The organism is Pandoraea fibrosis, from assembly GCF_000807775.2.
Classification (GTDB): Bacteria; Pseudomonadota; Gammaproteobacteria; order Burkholderiales; family Burkholderiaceae; genus Pandoraea; species Pandoraea fibrosis.
The window spans coordinates 5,426,641-5,444,768 of record NZ_CP047385.1; the positions used below are offsets into that span (position 1 = coordinate 5,426,641).

The following is an 18,128-nucleotide window of genomic DNA, read 5'->3' on the forward strand; positions in this document are numbered from 1 at the left end:
TCGTTCAGGAGAGACGACATGTCCACCACGAATGCGCCGGCTCACGCCGGCATGAGCCTGTCGGCGCGTGCCGACGCGCTGGAACACCAGATGATCGAGGAACTCGATCGCAAGATCGTTCGCTCCGTGCTGTTCACCTCGGGCGATCGCGATCCGACAGCGCCGATCATGCCGCCCCCGGGCGGCAAACCCGATCCCCGGCATTTCCTGATGGGCGACGATCCGCGCCTGCAGAAGATGCCCGAGCGGCCCACGTTGCTCGACTTCTTCCGCCATCGTTTTGCGCCGGCGAACCACCTGCTGCAAAGCGCGACGCACGCCCTCAAGGCCGGGCATGACGAGAAGACGATTCTCGCCTGCCTGCTCCACGACATCAGCGTGTCCGGGTTCATTCGCGCCGATCACGGCTACTGGGGCGCGCAGTTGATCGCCCCTTACGTCGACGAGGAAGTCAGTTGGGCGATCCGCTATCACCAGGCGCTACGCTTCTTCCCGGATGCCTCGGTCGGCTATGACTATCCCGAAGCGTATCTGCGCTACTTCGGCGCGGATTACGAGCCGGAGGACTACGTCAAGGCCGACTGGGAGTACGCGCGCAACCACAAGTGGTACATGACGAGCCGGCTGATCACGCTCAACGACATCTATTCGTTCGACCCGAACGCACAGGTGAGCTGGGACCCGTTCATCGATATCATCGGCCGGCATTTCAAGCAGCCCAAGGAAGGGCTGGGCTTCGACGGATCGCCGTCTGCGCACATGTGGCGCACGATCATCTGGCCGACGAAGTTCCTGTGAGCGCAGCCGGTGGCGGCGCATTCGCCGAGAGACGGTTGCCCGCCACCGCCCTGCCTCATTGCGCGTCGATCACGGAGGCGCTCAAAACACCACCAGTCGGTCAACGAGTTGCGCCATGCGGGAATTCGACGCCGACCACGACTCGACCGTCGACGTGCGGCCGTCGAAGTACACGGTATTCATGACCGACCCGTTCTGGCTGAGCGTCAGCGTGGCATACGCCAGGTATTCGCTCGGCGCACTCCCCCATAACGAATTCCGCCAGGCGCGCCGCACCGTGTAGTTGAGCACGACGCAGCCCGTCGGCCAGGTGCCGGGGCTGTAGATCGTGCTCACGATTCCATAGGCGCGCAGCCGCCCCTGAATCGCCGGCAGCAGATCGGAGATGCCGTCCGGTGCCAACTCGATGCACAGACTGCGCGAGAGCAGCTCCGGAGCGGCAGGCTCGGTCGGCGGGACAACGGACGGTAGTTGATCCGACAGCATCACCCCGGTGGTGACGACACTGGATGCCACCTGCGCGGCGATCACCGGCACCGGCGTTGCGAACAGGCACCCGCCCAGGGTCGCACTGGCAGCCGCCGCCAGCGCCAGCACTATCGCGAGGCGCGTCATCAGAAAGGCGACACGCCAAGCAGAATGCCCTGCAACCAGCCGCCACTGCTACCGTCGGCGATCTGGCCGTCCTCCACCCGCCCCACCTTGGCCTGTCCGACCTTGCTCGACGCCACCACATTGCCCGGCGAGATATCGAACTTGTTGACCACACCGGTGAAGCGGAACGTCTCGATGTTGCGCCCTTGCATCACCTGCTTTTCCCCGCCCACCACATAAGCGCCGTTGGGCAGCACCTCCACGATCGCCACGGCAATCGTGCCCGTGAGCGCCGTCGTCGAACTGTTCGTGCCATTGCCCTTGAAGCTACTGGCCGACTGTCCGATGTTGAACCAGCGCTCGAGCACCGAATCGGTCCCGTCCGGCTTGGCGCTCTTGGCGGTCACACTCGCGTTACGCGAAATGTCGCTTTGCGACTTGTTGCTGCCCGACGAGTTTTCCGCCACCGAGATCGTCAGCAGATCACCCACGCGATGCGCCACCGGCGTCTCGAACCAGTTCGTGGCGGTCGTCGGCTGGTAGATCGAGCCCGCCGTTTGCACGTTGGCTACGCGTGGCATGGGCATCACGGCCATCGGCGTCGCCGCGACCGTTGCGGGACTCGAACAGGCGCTCAACATGACGCTCATGATCGCCAGCAACGCGACCGTCCCCATAAGGCCGCGCGCCGCAGCGCACGGTGGCATCGACAGATTCGACATGATGAGGCGCCCCCGCGCCGGGCCCGGATGCCGTATCCGGTCTGGTTCGAAAAATGTGATTGGTTTGCAGATCGGGAAGACGGCACGGCGGCCAGCTTCGTGAGGGATAGTAAGAAGCGGGCGTGCAGTCACTAAGCACAAATAGAGGAAAATTTGTGGAGGCACGGCGCGCACCGCTCCGAAGCTGAGAAAATGGCACGCCAACGTCGGGGGCCACGCCACCGGCTCGCCTCGTCAGGCTTTCACGCCCTTTACTTGCCGCCACCCTTAGCCCGGTTATCCAACGCATGAACTCCGGCATCACTCGCAAGCTGTTCCTCGCGATCTTCGCGACAGGACTGGTCACCATGACGGCCACGGCACTCGTCGTGCGCGCCGCCATGGCCGGTCACAGTTGGCTGCGTGGCGACAACCTGATGTATCTGGCGGTACTCGGCGTAGCACTCCTGGGCGCCATCGCGCTTCGCGCGGCCCAGCGACTGCTCGTGCCCGTCACCCCATTGCTGGACGCGACTCACCGCATGGCGATGGGCGACTACAGCGCCCGTGCGCCAAGCGCCGGTGCCGACGAACTGGCGCGCCTCGCCGTCGACCTGAACCGGCTCGCCGACACGCTTTCGCGCAACGACCGTCTGCGCCGCGACCTGCTGGCCGACATCTCGCACGAGTTGCGCACGCCGCTCTCGGTGTTGCGCGGCGAAATCGAAGCGATGGAAGACGGTGTGCGCCCGCTCACGCAGGACGCACTCGCCTCACTGCGCGTTGAAATCTCACTGCTCTCCAAGCTGATCGACGATCTGTACGAACTGTCGCTCTCGGACGTGGGGGCACTGACCTACGCGTTCGCACCCGTCGACATGACCGAGCGTGTCGCCACGTCAGTGGCCGCCTTCGGTGACTGGTTCGACGCCAAGGGCATCTCGCTCAATGTGCATATCCCCGACGCGCCCCTCTTCGTCAACGGCGATCTGCACCGCCTGACGCAATTGCTGGGCAACCTGTTCGAGAATTCGTTGCGTTATACCGATGGCAGTGGCGCGGTGCGCGTCTATCTGTCGTCGACGGACACGCAACTGCGTCTCGAAATCGAAGACTCGGCCCCCGGCGTGCCGGACGACGCCCTGCCTCGCCTGTTCGAGCGCCTGTTCCGCGTGGAAGCGTCGCGCAGCCGGCGCAGCGGCGGCGCCGGTCTGGGGCTGGCGCTGTGCAAACACATTGTGGAAGCGCACGGCGGTCTGATCGTCGCGCGGCACTCCCCTCTGGGCGGACTGGCCTTGACGATCACCCTGCCCCGCCACCGCAGCGCCTCTGCCAGCACGAGCAGCCCGTGCGCGATATCGTCTTGCGCGTCCCGCGGTGCGAGCGAGTCCGGTTTCGCCACTCAAGCCCTCACGACCCTGTGTTGAGTCCGTCTCCCATGCACCCGAACTCGCAGACTACCTCGCCTCATTCCGCCCTTCGATCGCCGACCGACGCGATGACACTCTCCGACGCCGCCCCGATTCTGATCGTCGAAGACGAGCCCAAGCTTGCCGCGTTGCTCGCGGAATATCTGCGCGTGGCCGGCATGCCGTGCCGCATTCTCTCCGACGGACGCGACGTGCTCCCGGCCGTGCGGGCGACCGAGCCGCGTCTGGTGCTGCTCGATCTGATGCTCCCGGGCATGGACGGTCTCGAGGTCTGCCGCGCCGTGCGCGAAATCTCCGAAGTCCCGATCGTGATGCTCACGGCCCGCGCGGCGGAAACCGACCGACTGCTGGGCCTCGAACTCGGCGCCGACGATTACATCTGCAAGCCTTTCAGCCCGCGCGAGGTGGTCGCGCGCGTGAAGGCGATCCTGCGCCGGGTTCGCGGCACGGCAATCGGCGTCGCCGCGGCCAATGGCGCCGCCAATCCCACTGCGCTGCAACAGCCCGCCCTCGTGATCGACGCCGTGCGTCATCACGCCCGACTCGACGGACACGAGCTGCCGCTCACCCCGGTCGAATTGCGCTTGCTCGCCACGCTTGCCAGTCATCCCGACAAGACTTTCCCGCGAGCCCACCTGCTCGACCGGATGTACGACGATCACCGGGTGGTCGCCGACCGGACGGTCGACAGTCATATCAAGAACCTGCGGCGCAAGCTGCAGGCGATCCGGCCCGACGAGGAAATCGTGCGCTCGATCTATGGCGTGGGCTACCGGCTGGAGTTGCGCACCGACCGCCCGGAGGCCCTGGCCGCGCGGCATGGCGTCGCGGCTATCGACAATTCGGCCGGCGCGGTGCCAGAATAGGCGAACCCGCGCCACGGCGGGACCCATTGAGGAGATTGACGATGCCACGCCGCAGCGCCACGCCGTCCCCGATGTCCGCTTCATTCGCACCCTTCACTGCCACCTCCGGCATTCCGTCCTCAGTGCTTCGCACTGCCGAGCTTGCCAATCCGCGCGGGCCGATCCAACGCCTCGTGCAAGCCGCCATCGCCGCCACGCTGTTCGGCATCAGCGGCTTCGCGTTCGCACAGACGCCCGTGTGTTTCGATAACGTCGGCCGGGCGCTACCGCCCGAGCAATGCTCGAAAGCCGCACGCGATCAGGCAGCCGAGCAAGCCGTCGCTTCCGGTGCCGGTTCGGCATCCCTGCGCGACGAATGCCGCGCACTCGCCGACAAGATCGCCAATACGCCAGACAAGCCGGTCTACACGCGTGACAAGCGTGTCGACTCGCCCGCCGGCGATCGCGTCGACATTCCTACACGCACCAACCCGCGCAAAGCGCTCAAGGAAGAATACGTGCGCAAGTGCACGTAGGCGGATACCTACAAGTTAGCAAAAGATAGGCGCACGTTAGCGGAACTTGTCACGCTATTTTCTTGACAATATCAACAGAGACCGCATAATCGACGTCATGCCGACGCCTTGCAGGCCATGCTCGCAATATCGCGAAACGGGTTCTCGGGCGTCGCGCGCTGGTCGACCCGCGCATTCCTCGGATGCCGAACGATCGATCTCATCATCCGCTTCAACGCCGAAGCGTCGCACCCCTCACAGGGTGCTGCATCGGTCAGACGTTTTGTCCACATCCATGCCGTCGCGCATTGCGCCCGGCACACGCGCTACCTGGAGGGAAAAAATGCAAAAACGCGAATTCCTGATGAAAACTTCCGTGGCGGTTGCCGCCGCTGCGTTCGCGCTCGCCGGCTGTACCACGACTACGCCGTCGCAAGCCGACAAGAGCGACAACTCGGCCGGCGCCAATGCCAACAAGCGCCGTGAAATCGATGCCTCCGTGAACGGAGCGCTCGACAAGATGTATGCGTCCGTGAAGGGCTCGCGCGAGTTGGTGAACAAGGCGCGCGGCGTGCTCGTGTTCCCGTCGGTGCTGCAAGCCGGTTTCGTCGTCGGTGGCGAATATGGCGAAGGCGCGCTGCGCGTGGGCGGCGCCACGAAGGGTTACTACAACACGGTGACCGCGTCGTTCGGTCTGCAGATCGGCGCACAGTCGAAGGCCGTCATCTTCCTGTTCATGACGCAGGACGCCCTCGACAAATTCCAGCGGACCGACGGCTGGACGGCCGGTGCCGACGCTTCGGTCGCCTTGGTCAAGATCGGCGCGAACGGTGCGGTCGATCTGAACACCGCCACTTCGCCGGTGGAAGTGATCGTGATGACCAACGCCGGTCTCATGGCCAACCTGAACATCGAAGGTACCAAGGTCACGAAGCTCAACATCTGAGTCTCTCATCAAACGACAACGGCGCCGCCCGCAAGGGATGGCGCCGTTTCTTTATGCAACGAGCCGTTGGCGTTACGGGTTCAGACTCATTCGTTGGAGAATGCCGCCGGACGCCACTTCAGCAAACGCTTCTCCAGTGAGGTCAGCAAGTAATCCGCCCCCAGCGCCACGACGGCCAGCACGATCATGGCGGCGAACACGCCGCTCGCGTTGAATGCCCCTTGCGCGGTCGAGATCAGCAGGCCGATGCCCTGCTTCGACCCCAGGAATTCACCAACCACCGCACCCACGAGCGCGAAGCCGAAGCTCACGTGCAAGCTGGCGAGAATCCACGACAGTGCCGAAGGAATCACCACCGACATCGTCACCTGACGACGCGACGCCCCGAGAATCTGCGCGTTCGCGATCATGTAACGGTCGGCCTCGCGCACCCCCTGAAAGGCGTTGGCGAACACGACGAAGAACACCATCACCACCGCGAGCGCCACCTTCGATGCCATGCCCAGACCGAAGGCGATCACGAAGATCGAGCCGAGCACCACGCGCGGGATCGAGTTGGCAATCTGGATGTAGAGACTGAAGACATCCGAGAGCAATTTGTTGCGCCCGAGGACGATGCCGCAGATCACCCCCGCCACGCCGCCGATCAGGAAGCCCAGCACGGTCTCTTCGAGCGTGACGAGCACCTGCGTCCAGAGCGGCCCCTGCGACGTGCCTTCGACACACCAGTCGTAGATCTGCTGAACGATCAGACTCGGCTGCGAGAAGAAGAACGGATCGATCCAGCCCAGACGCGCCGACAACTCCCAGCCGCCCAGTCCGACCACCAGAATCGCCACGCGCAGGAAAACCACCAGCGCGCGACGTTGTTTGATGCGGCGCTGCGCCGCGGCTTCCTCACGCGCGAGATCGGCGTCGCCGAACCCTGCCATGACAGCCTGTTCACTCATGTTCATGCCCTCCTCCTGACGACAAAGGCACACGTCGCCACTCACGGCGGCGCGGCCCGCTAAATCACTCACTGGTGCGACCCCGGCGGGGCCGCCCACCTTCAACCGATCTTCACTTCCTCGCGCAGATCGGCCCAGATCTCACGCGAGATGTCGATGAAGCGCTGTTCGTAGCGAATCTCCGACATCACGCGCGGACGCGGCAAATCGATCGTGTAGACGTTCTTCAACGTGGCCGGACGCGCCGTGAGCACGAACACGCGATCCGCCAGCGCGATCGCCTCTTCCAGATCGTGCGTGACGAACACCACCGAGCCCGACGTCGACGACCACAGTTGCAGCAATTCGTCCTGCATGAGCGTGCGCGTTTGCATGTCGAGCGCGGAGAACGGCTCATCCATCAGCAGAATTTCGGGGTTGTTGATGAACGTCTGCGCCAGCGCCACACGTTTGCGCATGCCGCCCGAGAGTTGATGCGGGTAGTGGCTGCCGAACTTGTCGAGGCCCACGCGCTTGATCCACTCGTCGGCCAGCGCATAGGCGGCGTCTTTTGACTGGCCGCGAAACAGCGGGCCGGCGGCAACGTTATCGCGCACGCTGCGCCACGGAAAAACGGCGTCGTTCTGAAAAACGAAGCCAATGCGCGGATCGATACCGTTCACGGGTTGACCCATGACTCGCACGCTGCCCGCCGTCGGGCGCAGCAGACCGGTAATCATCGACAGCGTGGTCGACTTGCCACAACCGGTCGGGCCGACGATGGCCACGAACTCGCCGCGGGCGACCGACATGCTGAAGTTGCGCAGCGCCACGGTGGCTTTGCCATCGGGCGAGATGAAGCGGCACGACACGTTGTCGAATTCGATGGCGGGCGTGTCACGCGAGACAGGGCTCGCGGCGCGTGCCGGCGCCGTAGGGGTGATGGTCTGGGTCATATGCCCGGCTCCTCGGTGGCTTCGTCGAAGGTGCGACGGTGTCGTTGCGGTTTCTTGGGGGTGAGCCCGCCCGCACACCGGACGGTCGTCGGGGTGTGGGCGGCTCGGTTGGCTGCGCGTCGGGGGGACCGCGCGCCGGCACTACAGGGTCAAAGGATCGCGAACGGGTCGCGCCGGATCGGCAAGTTACTTGGCCTGATCGACGAACTCGTTGGTGTACGTCTTCGACAGATCGATATGCTTGCCCTTGACGTTCGGATTGAACGCCGAGAGCACCTTGAGCACGGTCTCGGGACCGTCCTTGGGCATGCGCCCGTCAGGCGAATACATCGGCAGCGAGTTCTGCAGCGCCTGAACGTAGAGCGCCTTGTTGTTGCCGTAGTAATCCTTCGGCATCTTGTCGGCGATCTCGGCGGCCGAGTGCGTGTTGATGAACTTGAGCGTCTTCACGAACGCGCGGGCGAGCTTGGCGGCTTCCGGCTTGTGCTTGTCGAGCCATACACGCTGCACATACAGGCTCGATGCCGGGTAAGCGCCGCCCAGCGCGGCGACGGTGCCTTCCATCGTGCGCATGTCGACCAGCACGGCGGCGTCGCCCGTCTTGAGCAACTGCGAGGCGGTCGGCTCGGTGGTCATGCCGGCGTCGATACGGTTCTGCTTGATGGCGGCGATAAACGTGTTGTCCGCACCGACCGGCAGCACCGAATACTGCGAGGACGTCAGGCCGTGTTTGGCCGCGAGATATTGCGTGAGGAAGTTCGTCGACGAGCCCAGACCGGTCACGCCAAGGGTCTTGCCCTTCACGTCGGCCATGCTCTTGATGGTGTCTTTGCTCTTCGCGTTGACCAGCTCGACTTCGCCGGGCACCTGACCGAAGATCACGATGGCCTGGATCTCCTTGCCCTTGCTCTGCAAATCGATCGAGTGATCGTAGAAGCCGACCACGGCCTGCACGGCCCCGGCGAGCAATTCGTTTTCGGCATCGACACCGGCGGGCTGCGAGAGCAGCTCGACGTTCAGGCCCTCTTCCTTGAAGTAGCCGAGCTGCTCGGCGAGCTTGGCCGGCAGATAGACCATCTTGGTGATGCCCCCGACCATGATCGTGATCTTGCCGCTGTCGGCAGCGAAACCGGGCATGGCGGCCAGCGCCAGCGACGCGCCGAGCACGGCGGCCAGAACGGGTTTCACGAAGGCTTTCGGCGCACGCACGCCAAGGCTTGCTCGCATTGTGGTGTCTCCATCGTTTTTAGGGATAATGGCCCGAGCCTTCCGTTGCGGCGCCGGCCGACCTCGCGTGGTTGCCCACGGGGCCAGGGCAGGGGTCGTCTCGACCGACACCTCTGCCGTGTTGACGATTGTAGAGAACCGAATCTTTCATCCAGCTTTCACCGCATGCAGGTTTTCGTCCACGCGTGATGGGTGTTTACCCGCTGTTGGCTTGCGCAGGTTCCGCGGGCACACTCGCCGTCGCATTCCGCTTTCGCCGTTATGAAACTGCTGCTGATCGAAGACAACGACACGCTGGCCCACTGGCTCGCCCGCATGCTGCGCGACGACAACTTCACTGTCGACGCCGCGCGCGACGGCGATGCCGCCGACCGGCTGCTGCAAACCGAGACCTACGACGTGGTGCTGCTCGATCTCATGCTGCCCAAGCTCGGCGGCAAGCATGTGCTGCGGCGTTTGCGCGAGCGGCGCAACAACGTGCCCGTAATCATTCTCACGGCCAGCGGTTCGGTCGACGAAAAAGTCGACTGTCTCGGCGCCGGGGCCGACGACTATCTGGTGAAACCGTTCGAGGTGCGCGAGCTGATCGCACGCGTGAAGGCGCTGGCGCGTCGCCACTCGCCCGAGCAGGGCGCCGATCTCGTGTGCGCCGACCTGAGCTACCAGACCGGCACGCGACAGTTCACCATTGCAGGCGTGCCGCTCGCGCTGCCCTCGCGCGAACATGCCGTGCTCGAGATTCTGATGCGCAAGCAGGGTAAGACCGTTGCCAAAAGTGCGCTGGTCGACGGGGTCTTCGGTCTGGACGACGAACCGAGTGCCGACGCCATCGAGATCTATATCCACCGATTGCGCAAGAAGCTCGAGACAAGCCGTGCCGCCATCATGACCCTGCGCGGTCTGGGCTATTTGCTGCGCGAAAAAGATGCTTAGTCTGCGCGTGCGGCTGCTGATGTGGCTGATGCTCCCGCTCTCGCTCTATATCGGAGCGAGCGCATGGCTGGCCTATCGGAGCGCGCACGATACGGCGGAACTCGTGCAGGACCGGGCCCTGCTCACGTCCGCGCAGGTGATTGCCGGCGAACTGACCTGGGTTGACGGCGCCCTGCGCGCGAGCGTGCCGCCCTCCGCACTCGAATTGTTCGCATCTCCCGCGCGCGACCGGGTGTTCTATCAGGTCATCACGCAAGACGGCCGGCTCCTCGCAGGCCCGCCGGACTTCCCGCATCCGCCGCTCTTTCCGAAGACCGTGCCGGCTTACTCGAACATCGAGGTGAACGGCGAGCCGCTGCGGGCCATCAGCTTCGTGCGCACGATGTACGACTCGGGCACCCCGCACAAGGTGGCCGTGGTGGTGGCCGAAACCATGCACGCGCACGACGACATGCTGGCCCAGTTGTGGGAGCCGTCGCTGCACCGGCAAATCGCCATGGCCGCGCTCGCCGCCGTGCTGGTGCTCATCGGCCTGACGGTCGAGCTGCACCCCCTCATTCGCCTCAAGGACGAAGTCGCCGGACGCGCCCCGCAGGAGCTGGTGCCGATTCGTGCCGGACAACTGCAAACCGAATTGCGACCGATCGTCGATGCGATCAATTTGTGCATCCAGCGCCTCTCGGCGCAGGCACAGCAGCAGCGGCGCTTCGTGGCCGACGCAGCCCATCAGTTGCGCACGCCGCTCACGTTGCTGGACACCCAGTTGCAGTTCGCCGCCCAACTCGACGACCGCGCGGCACTCGCCGACGTACTCGCCGCCATGCAGACGAGCAGCCGCGGACTGGCGGACCTCACCAACAAACTATTGCTGCTCTCGCAGGCCGAGGCGGCCGACACCCCGGCGTTCTCCCGCTCGCGGGTCGATCTGGTCGCCGCGGCAGCCGGGGTGCTCGAGGAGCTCGTGGCGCTCGCGCAACGGCGCGACATCGATCTCGGGCTGGAAACTTCGGAGACCCATGTGTGGGTGGCGGGGAACGGCGAACTGTTTCACGCGATGGTCATGAATCTTGTCGACAATGCGATCCGCTATATCCACGAAGGTGGACGCGTCACGGTGGCTATCGACCGTCGGGATGGCGCCGCCCGCCTGCGGGTGATCGACGACGGGCCCGGGATTCACGCCGAGGCGCGTCAGCGGGTGTTCGAGCGCTTCTATCGGAATGCGTTGCCGGGTCAACCCGGCACGGGCCTCGGGCTGGCCATCGTCAAGGAAATCGTGGCAGCGAGTCACGGCACGGTAACGCTGGCGCCGGGCGACGACGGGCGCGGCCTGATCGTGACCGTCACGCTCCCCCTGGATTCGGAGACCGAACACAACGCCCTATAAGGCACGTTGCTCGGGTCAATTCACCGATGAGGTGCGTGGTAAACCCCTGCCCTTGCCTGAAAGAAAATCACAACCGTATGAAGTCGCGATAAAAATTAAGGCGTTACAATTGTTTATATCGAAAATGTCGTTTGAAACATACGCTCGACTGGATGCGCTAGGACAAACCCTGATATATTTGGGGTCTTCGCAGAATCCTCCTCAAGCAAGCGAAAACTTCTTGATACAAATCAATTAGTTATGCTTCGCTGTCAACCACGCGGGTGCCCGCCGCGTGTAATTGTGACGAAATGTAAAGTTTGTTAAATTGAATGTGGGTCTCGCCGCGTGGGTTGCGGCACGGGACTTTTTCTCTCAGGGATTTGCCTCCATGCCGTATCTCGTCGATCCTGCCGCACAGGCTGCGAGACGTCGCGTGTCGCTTGACGACACGTTGCACGCGCGCGCCACGACGCCGGTATCGGATCAGCCTGCCACCTGCGACCTCGCGTTGCCGGCAGAGCCTGCCTCGCGCGCTGCGCGGGCTTCGGCACGTCCGCTGGCGCAATCGGTCGCCCGCAAGATCGACGCCGCACGCGAAGGCGAGCGCACGCGACTGGCGCAGGAAATCCACGACGGCCTTGGCGCACAGCTCACGGCATTGCAATTGGTGGTGGCGCGTCTGGCGATGCGTCCGCCGGCCAACGCCGCCGAATGGCAATCCCTTTGCACCCAGATTCAGAACGCGGCAACCGCGGCACAAGACGCGGCAGATGAACTCGTCGGCCGTAATCGACCGCCCGTACTCGACGCGGGCCTCGTCACGGCGCTGCGCGTCTGGTTGCGCGGCTTCGGCGAGCAAAGCGGTCTCACGTGCATCTGGCGCTGCGACGACATGACGCGCCTGCGCGTCGCCAATCTTTCCCCCGACGCGGTACTGGCGTTGTACCGTATCGCGCAGGAAGCGCTGACCAACGTTGCCCGGCATGCACGCGCCTCGCGCGTCGTCGTGGCGCTCGACGGCAGCCATCGTTCACTCAAACTCACGATTTCCGACGACGGTTGCGGCCTGGGCCGCGGCGCGCGTCGCAAGCAGGGACATTTCGGATTGGTGGGCATGCGCGAGCGCTGCACGGCGCTCGGCGGCACGCTGCGTATTGGTAGTGCGCAAGGATCAGGGACGCTCGTGAGTGCACGGCTTCCCTGGCATCAAATCCTGCCGGCCCCGGCCGGCCTCCATGACCCGGAATCGCTTGCCCTTCACGGATACGCATCATGACGCTTAGAGTGCTCATCGTCGACGACCACGCCATCGTGCGCCAGGGCGTCCGGCAGTTGCTCTCCGATAGCGGGAGCATCGCCGTCATCGGCGAAGCCGATTGCGGCGCGGAAGCGCTGGAGATGACCGACGCAGCGCAGTGGGACATCGTCCTGCTCGACATTTCGCTGCCCGACACAAACGGTCTTGAGATTCTCAAGACGTTGCGACGCAAACATCCTCGTTTGCCGATCATGATCTTCAGCATGTACGGGGAAGGCCAGTTCGCGCTGCGCGCACTCAAGGCCGGCGCTGCCGGTTATTTGAGCAAGCGCTCGAACGCGCAACAACTGGTCTCGGCCGTGCGACAAGTGGCCTCGGGCCGTAAGTACGTAAGCCCGATGGTCGCCGAGACGCTCGCCGACTACCTCGGCCCGGACGCCGACCAGCCGCCCCACGAGCGCCTGTCCGACCGCGAGTATCAGACGCTTTGCATGATCGGCTCGGGCAAGCGCCTGACCGACATCGCCAACGCGCTCTCCCTCTCGGTCAAGACCGTCAGCGTCTATCGCACCCGCCTGCTGGAAAAGATGCGCCTGAACAACAACGCCGAACTCACGTATTACGTGATGCAACACGGCCTGGTCAGCGCCGAGATGGGGCCGGTCTGCGCGTAGCGCCATCGACGCCACACTTTTTGCGTTTTTGGCGACGCTTTTCCGCGAATTAAGTACTCACTACATGGCCCGCCGTTGCGGGCCATGTGCTTTTCGGGCGCCGCCGACCCTCGGCGCGAAGAATTTTCATGGCGTCGGGAAAAAATATTTTCTCAGCCGCCAGGCCGTACCGCCGGTTGAGAATTGCCCGCCCCGCCATCCGTGCGACGTCACACGTCGCCACCTCTCCAAGCCTTACAGGACATGAATAGGCGGCACATTGCCCCTTTCCTTGGCGAATCAATCGTGGAGGAAATTTGTAGACTGGCCTACTAGCGTTTTTCCGACATCGACGAGGCAAGTCGATGGGGGGTGAGAGAGCATTTTGTGAAATCACCCTAAATTTTCCCAATGGCTGTCCGATATCCCCTACAACGGCGGCTTTCGGCGATTGGCTGGTGAGCCAAAGTTACGGCGCTTAAGCCGGAGCCAAAAATTTTGGGAAAGGAGTGGCTAAATGTCATCTGTCATCAATACCAATATCTTCTCGCTGGTTGCTCAACGCAATCTGAGCTCGTCGCAAGGCGCGCTGCAAACCTCGATCACGCGTCTGTCGTCGGGCCTGCGCATCAACAGCGCTGCTGACGATGCTGCCGGTCTGGCGATTACCGACCGCATGACGTCGCAGATCAACGGTCTGACGCAAGCGTCGCAAAACGCCAACGACGGTATCTCGCTGGTGCAGACCGCTGCCGGCGCCCTGTCGTCGATTACGGACAACCTGCAACGTATCCGTACGCTGGCCGTGCAAGCCACGAACTCGACGAACTCGGATTCGGACCGTGCAGCCCTCGACCAGGAAGTCCAACAGCGTCTGGCCGAAGTGAACCGTCTGGCTTCCCAGACCCAGTTCAACGGTCTGTCGGTGCTCAACGGCACGATGGGCGTGGCGAACTTCCAGGTTGGCGCCAACGCCGGCCAGACCATTTCGGTCAACCTGACGCAAAGCATGACCACGTCGAGCATCGGCGCCGTGGCACAAGCGACGTCGACCACCAACCCGCTGTCGTACACGATCTCGGCCACCAACGACCTGAAGATTCAGGACGGCACGGGCTCCACGATCGACGTTGCTGCCGGCACGTACAACAACGCCAACGACCTGGCCGCCGCCATCAACACCGCCGGCGCGAAGGCTGGCTTCACCGCCAACATCGCTTCGGTCAACTCGACCGGCCAGCTGGTCATCAGCAACACCGACCCGGCTGCCGCTCTGAATATCACCGGCGCTGCCGCTGCCAACACCCAACTCGGCCTGCCGGCGACCATCGCCGCTGGCGCTGCCGCCGTCACGTCGACTGGCGTGGCGTCGCAGTTCCAGACCACGCTGGGCACGGGCGACCTGACCTTCACGGTCAACGGCGTTGCGCACGACATCACCGGCACGTTCAAGAGCTCGGCTGACCTGGCCACGGCGATCAACTCGGCCAACATCGGTGTCAACGCGTTCATCGATTCGACCGGCGCAATGCACATCAGCTCGGGTCAATCGTTCAACATTTCGTCGACCAACGGCGGCACCCCCAGCACGTTGACGCAGCTCGGCCTGACCGCCGGCACGTACACGACGTCGGGCAGCCTGGCTACCGCCGACGTGAAGTCGGTCAACAACGCCACGCTGATGCTGTCGCAGATCGACGCCGCCATCACGACCGTTGACTCGTTCAACGCCACGCTGGGTGCTACGCAAAACCGCTTCCAGTCGACGATTTCGAGCCTGTCGACCACGACGCAAAACCTGACGCAAGCGCGTTCGGGTGTGCAAGACACGGACTACGCTGCGGAAACGGCCAACCTGACCCGCACGCAGATCCTGCAACAAGCCGGTATCTCGATGCTGTCGCAAGCCAACCAGTTGCCGCAGCAAGTGCTCAAGCTCCTCCAGTAAGACCGGAGTAGTCCATAGCATGGCCGGTGCGCGCATGTGCACCGGCAAGCCGGCGGCGTCACTGCATAGCGGTGCCGCCGCCGCACGCTTTACAGACCGACAGATATACACGACGGTCTGGCAGTAAAAACCAGTTCAACGAAGCGAGAGCAAAAAATGGCAACTTCGAGTTCAGCAGGCAGCATTTCCTCCCCCGGCATCGGCTCGGGTCTGGATGTCAACGCCCTTGTTACGAGCCTGATGCAGCCTGCCAACAACAAGCTCACGCTCCTGAAGAACCAGGAATCCAGTTACCAGACCAAGCTCTCTGCACTCGGTCAGTTGCAGTCCTCGCTGTCTGCGTTCCAGGCGTCGCTCCTGACCCTGTCGAGCGCTTCGCAGTATTTGCAGATGTCGGCAAATGTTGCCGACAACACGATTCTCACCGCATCGAGTACCACGGGTGCTGCGGCCGGCGCTTATACCGTCAACGTCTCGCAACTGGCGCAGGCGCAAAGCCTGACAACGAGCGGCGTGGCCAACCAGACGAGCGCCATCGGTTCCGGCACGGCCACCAAGCTGACCTTCTCGTTCGGCACGATCTCGGGCGGCACGCTCACCGACGGCACGTACTCGGGCGCAAGCTTCGCTGCCAACGCCTCGCAACAGCCGGTGACGATCACCATCGACAGCAGCAACAATTCGCTGCAAGGCATTCGCGATGCGATCAACGCGTCCGGCGCGCCGGTCAATGCAACGATCGTCAACGACGGCAGTGGCACCCCGTATCGCCTTGTGCTGACGTCGAAGACAACGGGCGAGAACATGAGCATGAATATCACCGCGGCCGCCGGGGGCGACGCGACGATTACGAACATGCTCACCTACGACGCGACGGGTGCGCAAAACCTCACGCAAACCGCCGCTGCCCAGAACGCGAAGCTCACTGTCAACGGTCTGGCCATCACCAGCGCCACGAACAGCGTGCAGAATTCCGTGCAGGGCCTGTCGCTGTCGCTCATCAAGACGGGCACCACGACGGTCACGATGACCAACAATTCGAGCGCGGTCACGCAGGCCGTGCAGAGCTTTGCCACGGCGTACAACACGCTGCAAAGCACGATGACCACCCTCACCAAGTACGACCCGACGGGGCAGGCCACCGGCGCGCTGATTGGCGACTCGACGGTAAATCTCGTTCAGAGCCAGTTGCAACAGATCCTGAACGGCCGCCTGCCTGGCGTGCAGGGTAACGGGCTGACCTCGCTCGCGCAGATCGGGGTGAACTTCCAGACGGACGGCACGCTCACGGTCGACACCTCCGCCCTGAGCAAAGCCATGTCGAGCGGCAACGGCTTCCAGCAACTTGCCTCGCTGCTCGCCACCAACGGCATCAGCACGGACAGTCTGGTGACGTACAACAGCTCGTCGAGCAAGACGCAGCCGGGCAACTACGCCGTGAACATCACGCAGATCGCCACGCAAGGCACGGCGACCAGCTCGGTGTCGCTGCCCGCGAGCACCACGATCACGGCATCGAACAACCAGTTAAACATCATGCTCGACGGCAACAACGCGAGCGTGGTCATCCCGGCCGGCACCTATACGCCGGACCAACTCGCCACGGCCATCCAGTCGGCGATCAACGGCAACAGCGTGTTCTCCACTGCCAGCTCGGGGGTGAGCGTCACGCAGAAAAATGGCCTTCTGACCATCACGTCGAATCGCTACGGTTCGGCCTCGCGCGTACAGGTCACGGGCGGCTCGGCTTTCGACGCCGTGTTCGGCGCCAACACGCTCAAGACGGGCGTAGACGTGCAAGGGACCATCGGCGGCCTGTCCGCAGTGGGCAGCGGTCAGACGCTCACGGGCGGCGCCGGCACAGCCGTCGACGGCCTGAAGCTGACCATTGGCGGCACGAATACGGGCAGCCGCGGCACGGTGGCATTCTCGCAAGGCTATGCCTCGTTGCTGAACAACCAGGTGTCGGACTTCCTGAGCACGTCGGGCGCGATCTCGTCGGCCACAAGCAGCCTGAACACCACGATCAAGCAGATCCAGCAACAGGAATCGGACTGGCAGGACCAGATGACGCAGATGCAGAATCGCTATCTGGCGCAGTTCACGGCGCTGGATGCGACGATGGCAAAATTGCAGAACACGAGCGACTACCTCAAGCAAGTGCTTGGCGGTTCGTCGTCCTCGTCGTCATCCTCGAAGTAAGCGCGTCGCGCTCCATCGCCGCGCGCTCCGGAGAAAGACATGTACGGTCAAAACGCCGCCAACGCATATCGCAAGGTCGGGCTCGAAACAGGCGTGATCGCAGCGAGTCCGCACCAGCTCATCATGATGTTGTTTGACGGGGCCAAAGCCGCGCTTACCAAAGCGCGCGTTCACTTCGAGGACGGCCGCATTGCAGATCGCGGCCAAGCCATCACGAAAGCCATCGGCATCATTGGCGGCCTGCGCGACGGGTTGAACATGGAAGTCGGCGGGGAACTGTCGCGCAATCTGCGCGATCTGTACGACTACATGGGGCGGCGTCTGCTCGAGGCCAACCTCGAAAACGATGTCGCCAAAGTGAGAGAAGTCGACACCCTGCTCGACACGATTGCATCGGCCTGGCGAGAGATCGCTCCGGCTGCCGGCACGGGTGCCCCCGCCGTACAGGCGGGCACCGGAGTGCGTTATGAATGAAGCCACGACCTTGTTGAACTGCTACGAAAGTATTGCCGGTCTCACGGAGCGCATGCTCGGCGTGGCACGTGACGGCGACTGGGATGCCCTCATCGACCTCGAGACGCAGTATCGTGCGCAGGTCGACTCGATCAAGCAGCTTGACGCAGCCCTGCCGCTCACCGACGATGAGCGCTCGCGCAAGCACGCGATCATCCGTCGCATTCTGGCCGACGACGCGGCGATTCGTGACCTCGCAGTGCCGCATCTGGCACACCTCGATGCGATGATCAACAACACGCGCCGTCAACGTGCATTGCACGAGGTCTATGGCCTGAACCTGGGCACCTGAAGCGCCCGCATTTCGGAGT

Annotated in this window: 18 protein-coding genes; 13 read left to right on the plus strand and 5 right to left on the minus strand. The window is 63.5% G+C overall.

All coding sequences use genetic code 11. The annotated features are described in order from the left end of the window. The first annotated feature begins 18 nt into the window (after nucleotides 1-18). Complete coding sequence (locus tag PI93_RS23935; protein WP_201278417.1) at nucleotides 19-798, plus strand: HD domain-containing protein; 780 nt, start codon at nucleotides 19-21, stop codon at nucleotides 796-798. Nucleotides 799-879: 81 nt separating this feature from the next. Here the strand turns inward: PI93_RS23935 and PI93_RS23940 are convergent, their stop codons facing one another. Together PI93_RS23940 and PI93_RS23945 are read right to left on the minus strand one after the other, a co-directional pair. Next, nucleotides 880-1,413: a hypothetical protein gene (locus PI93_RS23940; protein ID WP_039366523.1), complete on the minus strand. Its 534-nt coding sequence runs from the start codon at nucleotides 1,411-1,413 to the stop codon at nucleotides 880-882. Continuing rightward, a complete protein-coding gene (locus PI93_RS23945) occupies nucleotides 1,413-2,114 on the minus strand; it encodes a flagellar basal body L-ring protein FlgH (RefSeq protein WP_052240427.1) in 702 nt (233 codons plus the stop codon). Before PI93_RS23945 ends, PI93_RS23940 begins: the two co-directional genes overlap by 1 nt. Nucleotides 2,115-2,401: 287 nt before the next feature. On the opposite strand from PI93_RS23945, the gene PI93_RS23950 reads away from it, so the two are divergent. From PI93_RS23950 to PI93_RS23965, 4 genes are all read left to right on the plus strand, one after another. Further along, nucleotides 2,402-3,520 (plus strand): ATP-binding protein, encoded by a 1,119-nt coding sequence (locus PI93_RS23950; RefSeq protein WP_052240426.1) that lies wholly within the window; start codon nucleotides 2,402-2,404, stop codon nucleotides 3,518-3,520. A gap of 71 nt (nucleotides 3,521-3,591) precedes the next feature. Then, nucleotides 3,592-4,389 (plus strand): response regulator, encoded by a 798-nt coding sequence (locus PI93_RS23955; protein WP_039366624.1) that lies wholly within the window; start codon nucleotides 3,592-3,594, stop codon nucleotides 4,387-4,389. A 41-nt stretch (nucleotides 4,390-4,430) separates the two neighbouring features. Then, nucleotides 4,431-4,904, plus strand: coding sequence for a hypothetical protein (locus PI93_RS23960; RefSeq protein WP_039366520.1), 474 nt, complete (start codon nucleotides 4,431-4,433; stop codon nucleotides 4,902-4,904). A gap of 322 nt (nucleotides 4,905-5,226) precedes the next feature. Further along, on the plus strand, nucleotides 5,227-5,829 hold the full coding sequence (locus tag PI93_RS23965) for a BPSL1445 family SYLF domain-containing lipoprotein (protein ID WP_039366516.1): 603 nt from the start codon (nucleotides 5,227-5,229) through the stop codon (nucleotides 5,827-5,829). 86 nt (nucleotides 5,830-5,915) lie between these two features. On the opposite strand, the gene PI93_RS23970 is transcribed toward PI93_RS23965, so the two are convergent. The 3 genes from PI93_RS23970 to PI93_RS23980 form a co-directional block, all read right to left on the minus strand. Further along, complete coding sequence (locus PI93_RS23970; RefSeq protein ID WP_052240425.1) at nucleotides 5,916-6,785, minus strand: ABC transporter permease; 870 nt, start codon at nucleotides 6,783-6,785, stop codon at nucleotides 5,916-5,918. Between the two features lie 95 nt (nucleotides 6,786-6,880). Beyond that, nucleotides 6,881-7,714 carry an ABC transporter ATP-binding protein gene (locus PI93_RS23975; protein WP_052240424.1) on the minus strand — a complete coding sequence of 278 codons (834 nt, stop codon included), beginning with the start codon at nucleotides 7,712-7,714 and terminating at the stop codon, nucleotides 6,881-6,883. Nucleotides 7,715-7,900: 186 nt separating this feature from the next. Further along, the gene (locus PI93_RS23980; protein ID WP_370834582.1) at nucleotides 7,901-8,851 is read right to left on the minus strand and encodes an ABC transporter substrate-binding protein; all 951 of its coding nucleotides are present in this window, start codon (nucleotides 8,849-8,851) and stop codon (nucleotides 7,901-7,903) included. A gap of 351 nt (nucleotides 8,852-9,202) precedes the next feature. Between PI93_RS23980 and PI93_RS23985 the strand changes: the two genes are divergently transcribed. The 8 genes from PI93_RS23985 to PI93_RS24020 all read left to right on the plus strand — a co-directional run bounded on the left by PI93_RS23985 (nucleotide 9,203) and on the right by PI93_RS24020 (nucleotide 18,109). Then, on the plus strand, nucleotides 9,203-9,874 hold the full coding sequence (locus PI93_RS23985; RefSeq protein ID WP_039366513.1) for a response regulator transcription factor: 672 nt from the start codon (nucleotides 9,203-9,205) through the stop codon (nucleotides 9,872-9,874). Further along, the gene (locus tag PI93_RS23990; protein ID WP_039366510.1) at nucleotides 9,867-11,261 is read left to right on the plus strand and encodes a sensor histidine kinase; all 1,395 of its coding nucleotides are present in this window, start codon (nucleotides 9,867-9,869) and stop codon (nucleotides 11,259-11,261) included. The genes PI93_RS23985 and PI93_RS23990 overlap by 8 nt, the downstream gene beginning before the upstream one ends. 370 nt (nucleotides 11,262-11,631) lie before the next feature. Further along, complete coding sequence (locus PI93_RS23995; protein ID WP_052240423.1) at nucleotides 11,632-12,519, plus strand: sensor histidine kinase; 888 nt, start codon at nucleotides 11,632-11,634, stop codon at nucleotides 12,517-12,519. After that, nucleotides 12,516-13,175: a response regulator gene (locus PI93_RS24000; protein ID WP_039366508.1), complete on the plus strand. Its 660-nt coding sequence runs from the start codon at nucleotides 12,516-12,518 to the stop codon at nucleotides 13,173-13,175. Before PI93_RS23995 ends, PI93_RS24000 begins: the two co-directional genes overlap by 4 nt. 496 nt (nucleotides 13,176-13,671) lie before the next feature. After that, nucleotides 13,672-15,102, plus strand: a complete 1,431-nt coding sequence (locus PI93_RS24005; protein WP_039366505.1) for a flagellin N-terminal helical domain-containing protein — start codon at nucleotides 13,672-13,674, stop codon at nucleotides 15,100-15,102. Between the two features lie 156 nt (nucleotides 15,103-15,258). Further along, complete coding sequence (fliD, locus tag PI93_RS24010; RefSeq protein ID WP_080759037.1) at nucleotides 15,259-17,304, plus strand: flagellar filament capping protein FliD; 2,046 nt, start codon at nucleotides 15,259-15,261, stop codon at nucleotides 17,302-17,304. A gap of 39 nt (nucleotides 17,305-17,343) precedes the next feature. Next, a complete protein-coding gene (gene fliS, locus PI93_RS24015; RefSeq protein WP_039366498.1) occupies nucleotides 17,344-17,778 on the plus strand; it encodes a flagellar export chaperone FliS in 435 nt (144 codons plus the stop codon). Then, entirely contained in the window at nucleotides 17,771-18,109 is a 339-nt protein-coding gene (locus PI93_RS24020; RefSeq protein ID WP_039366495.1) for a flagellar protein FliT, read from the plus strand. The genes fliS and PI93_RS24020 overlap by 8 nt, the downstream gene beginning before the upstream one ends. The last annotated feature ends 19 nt before the right edge of the window (nucleotides 18,110-18,128 follow it).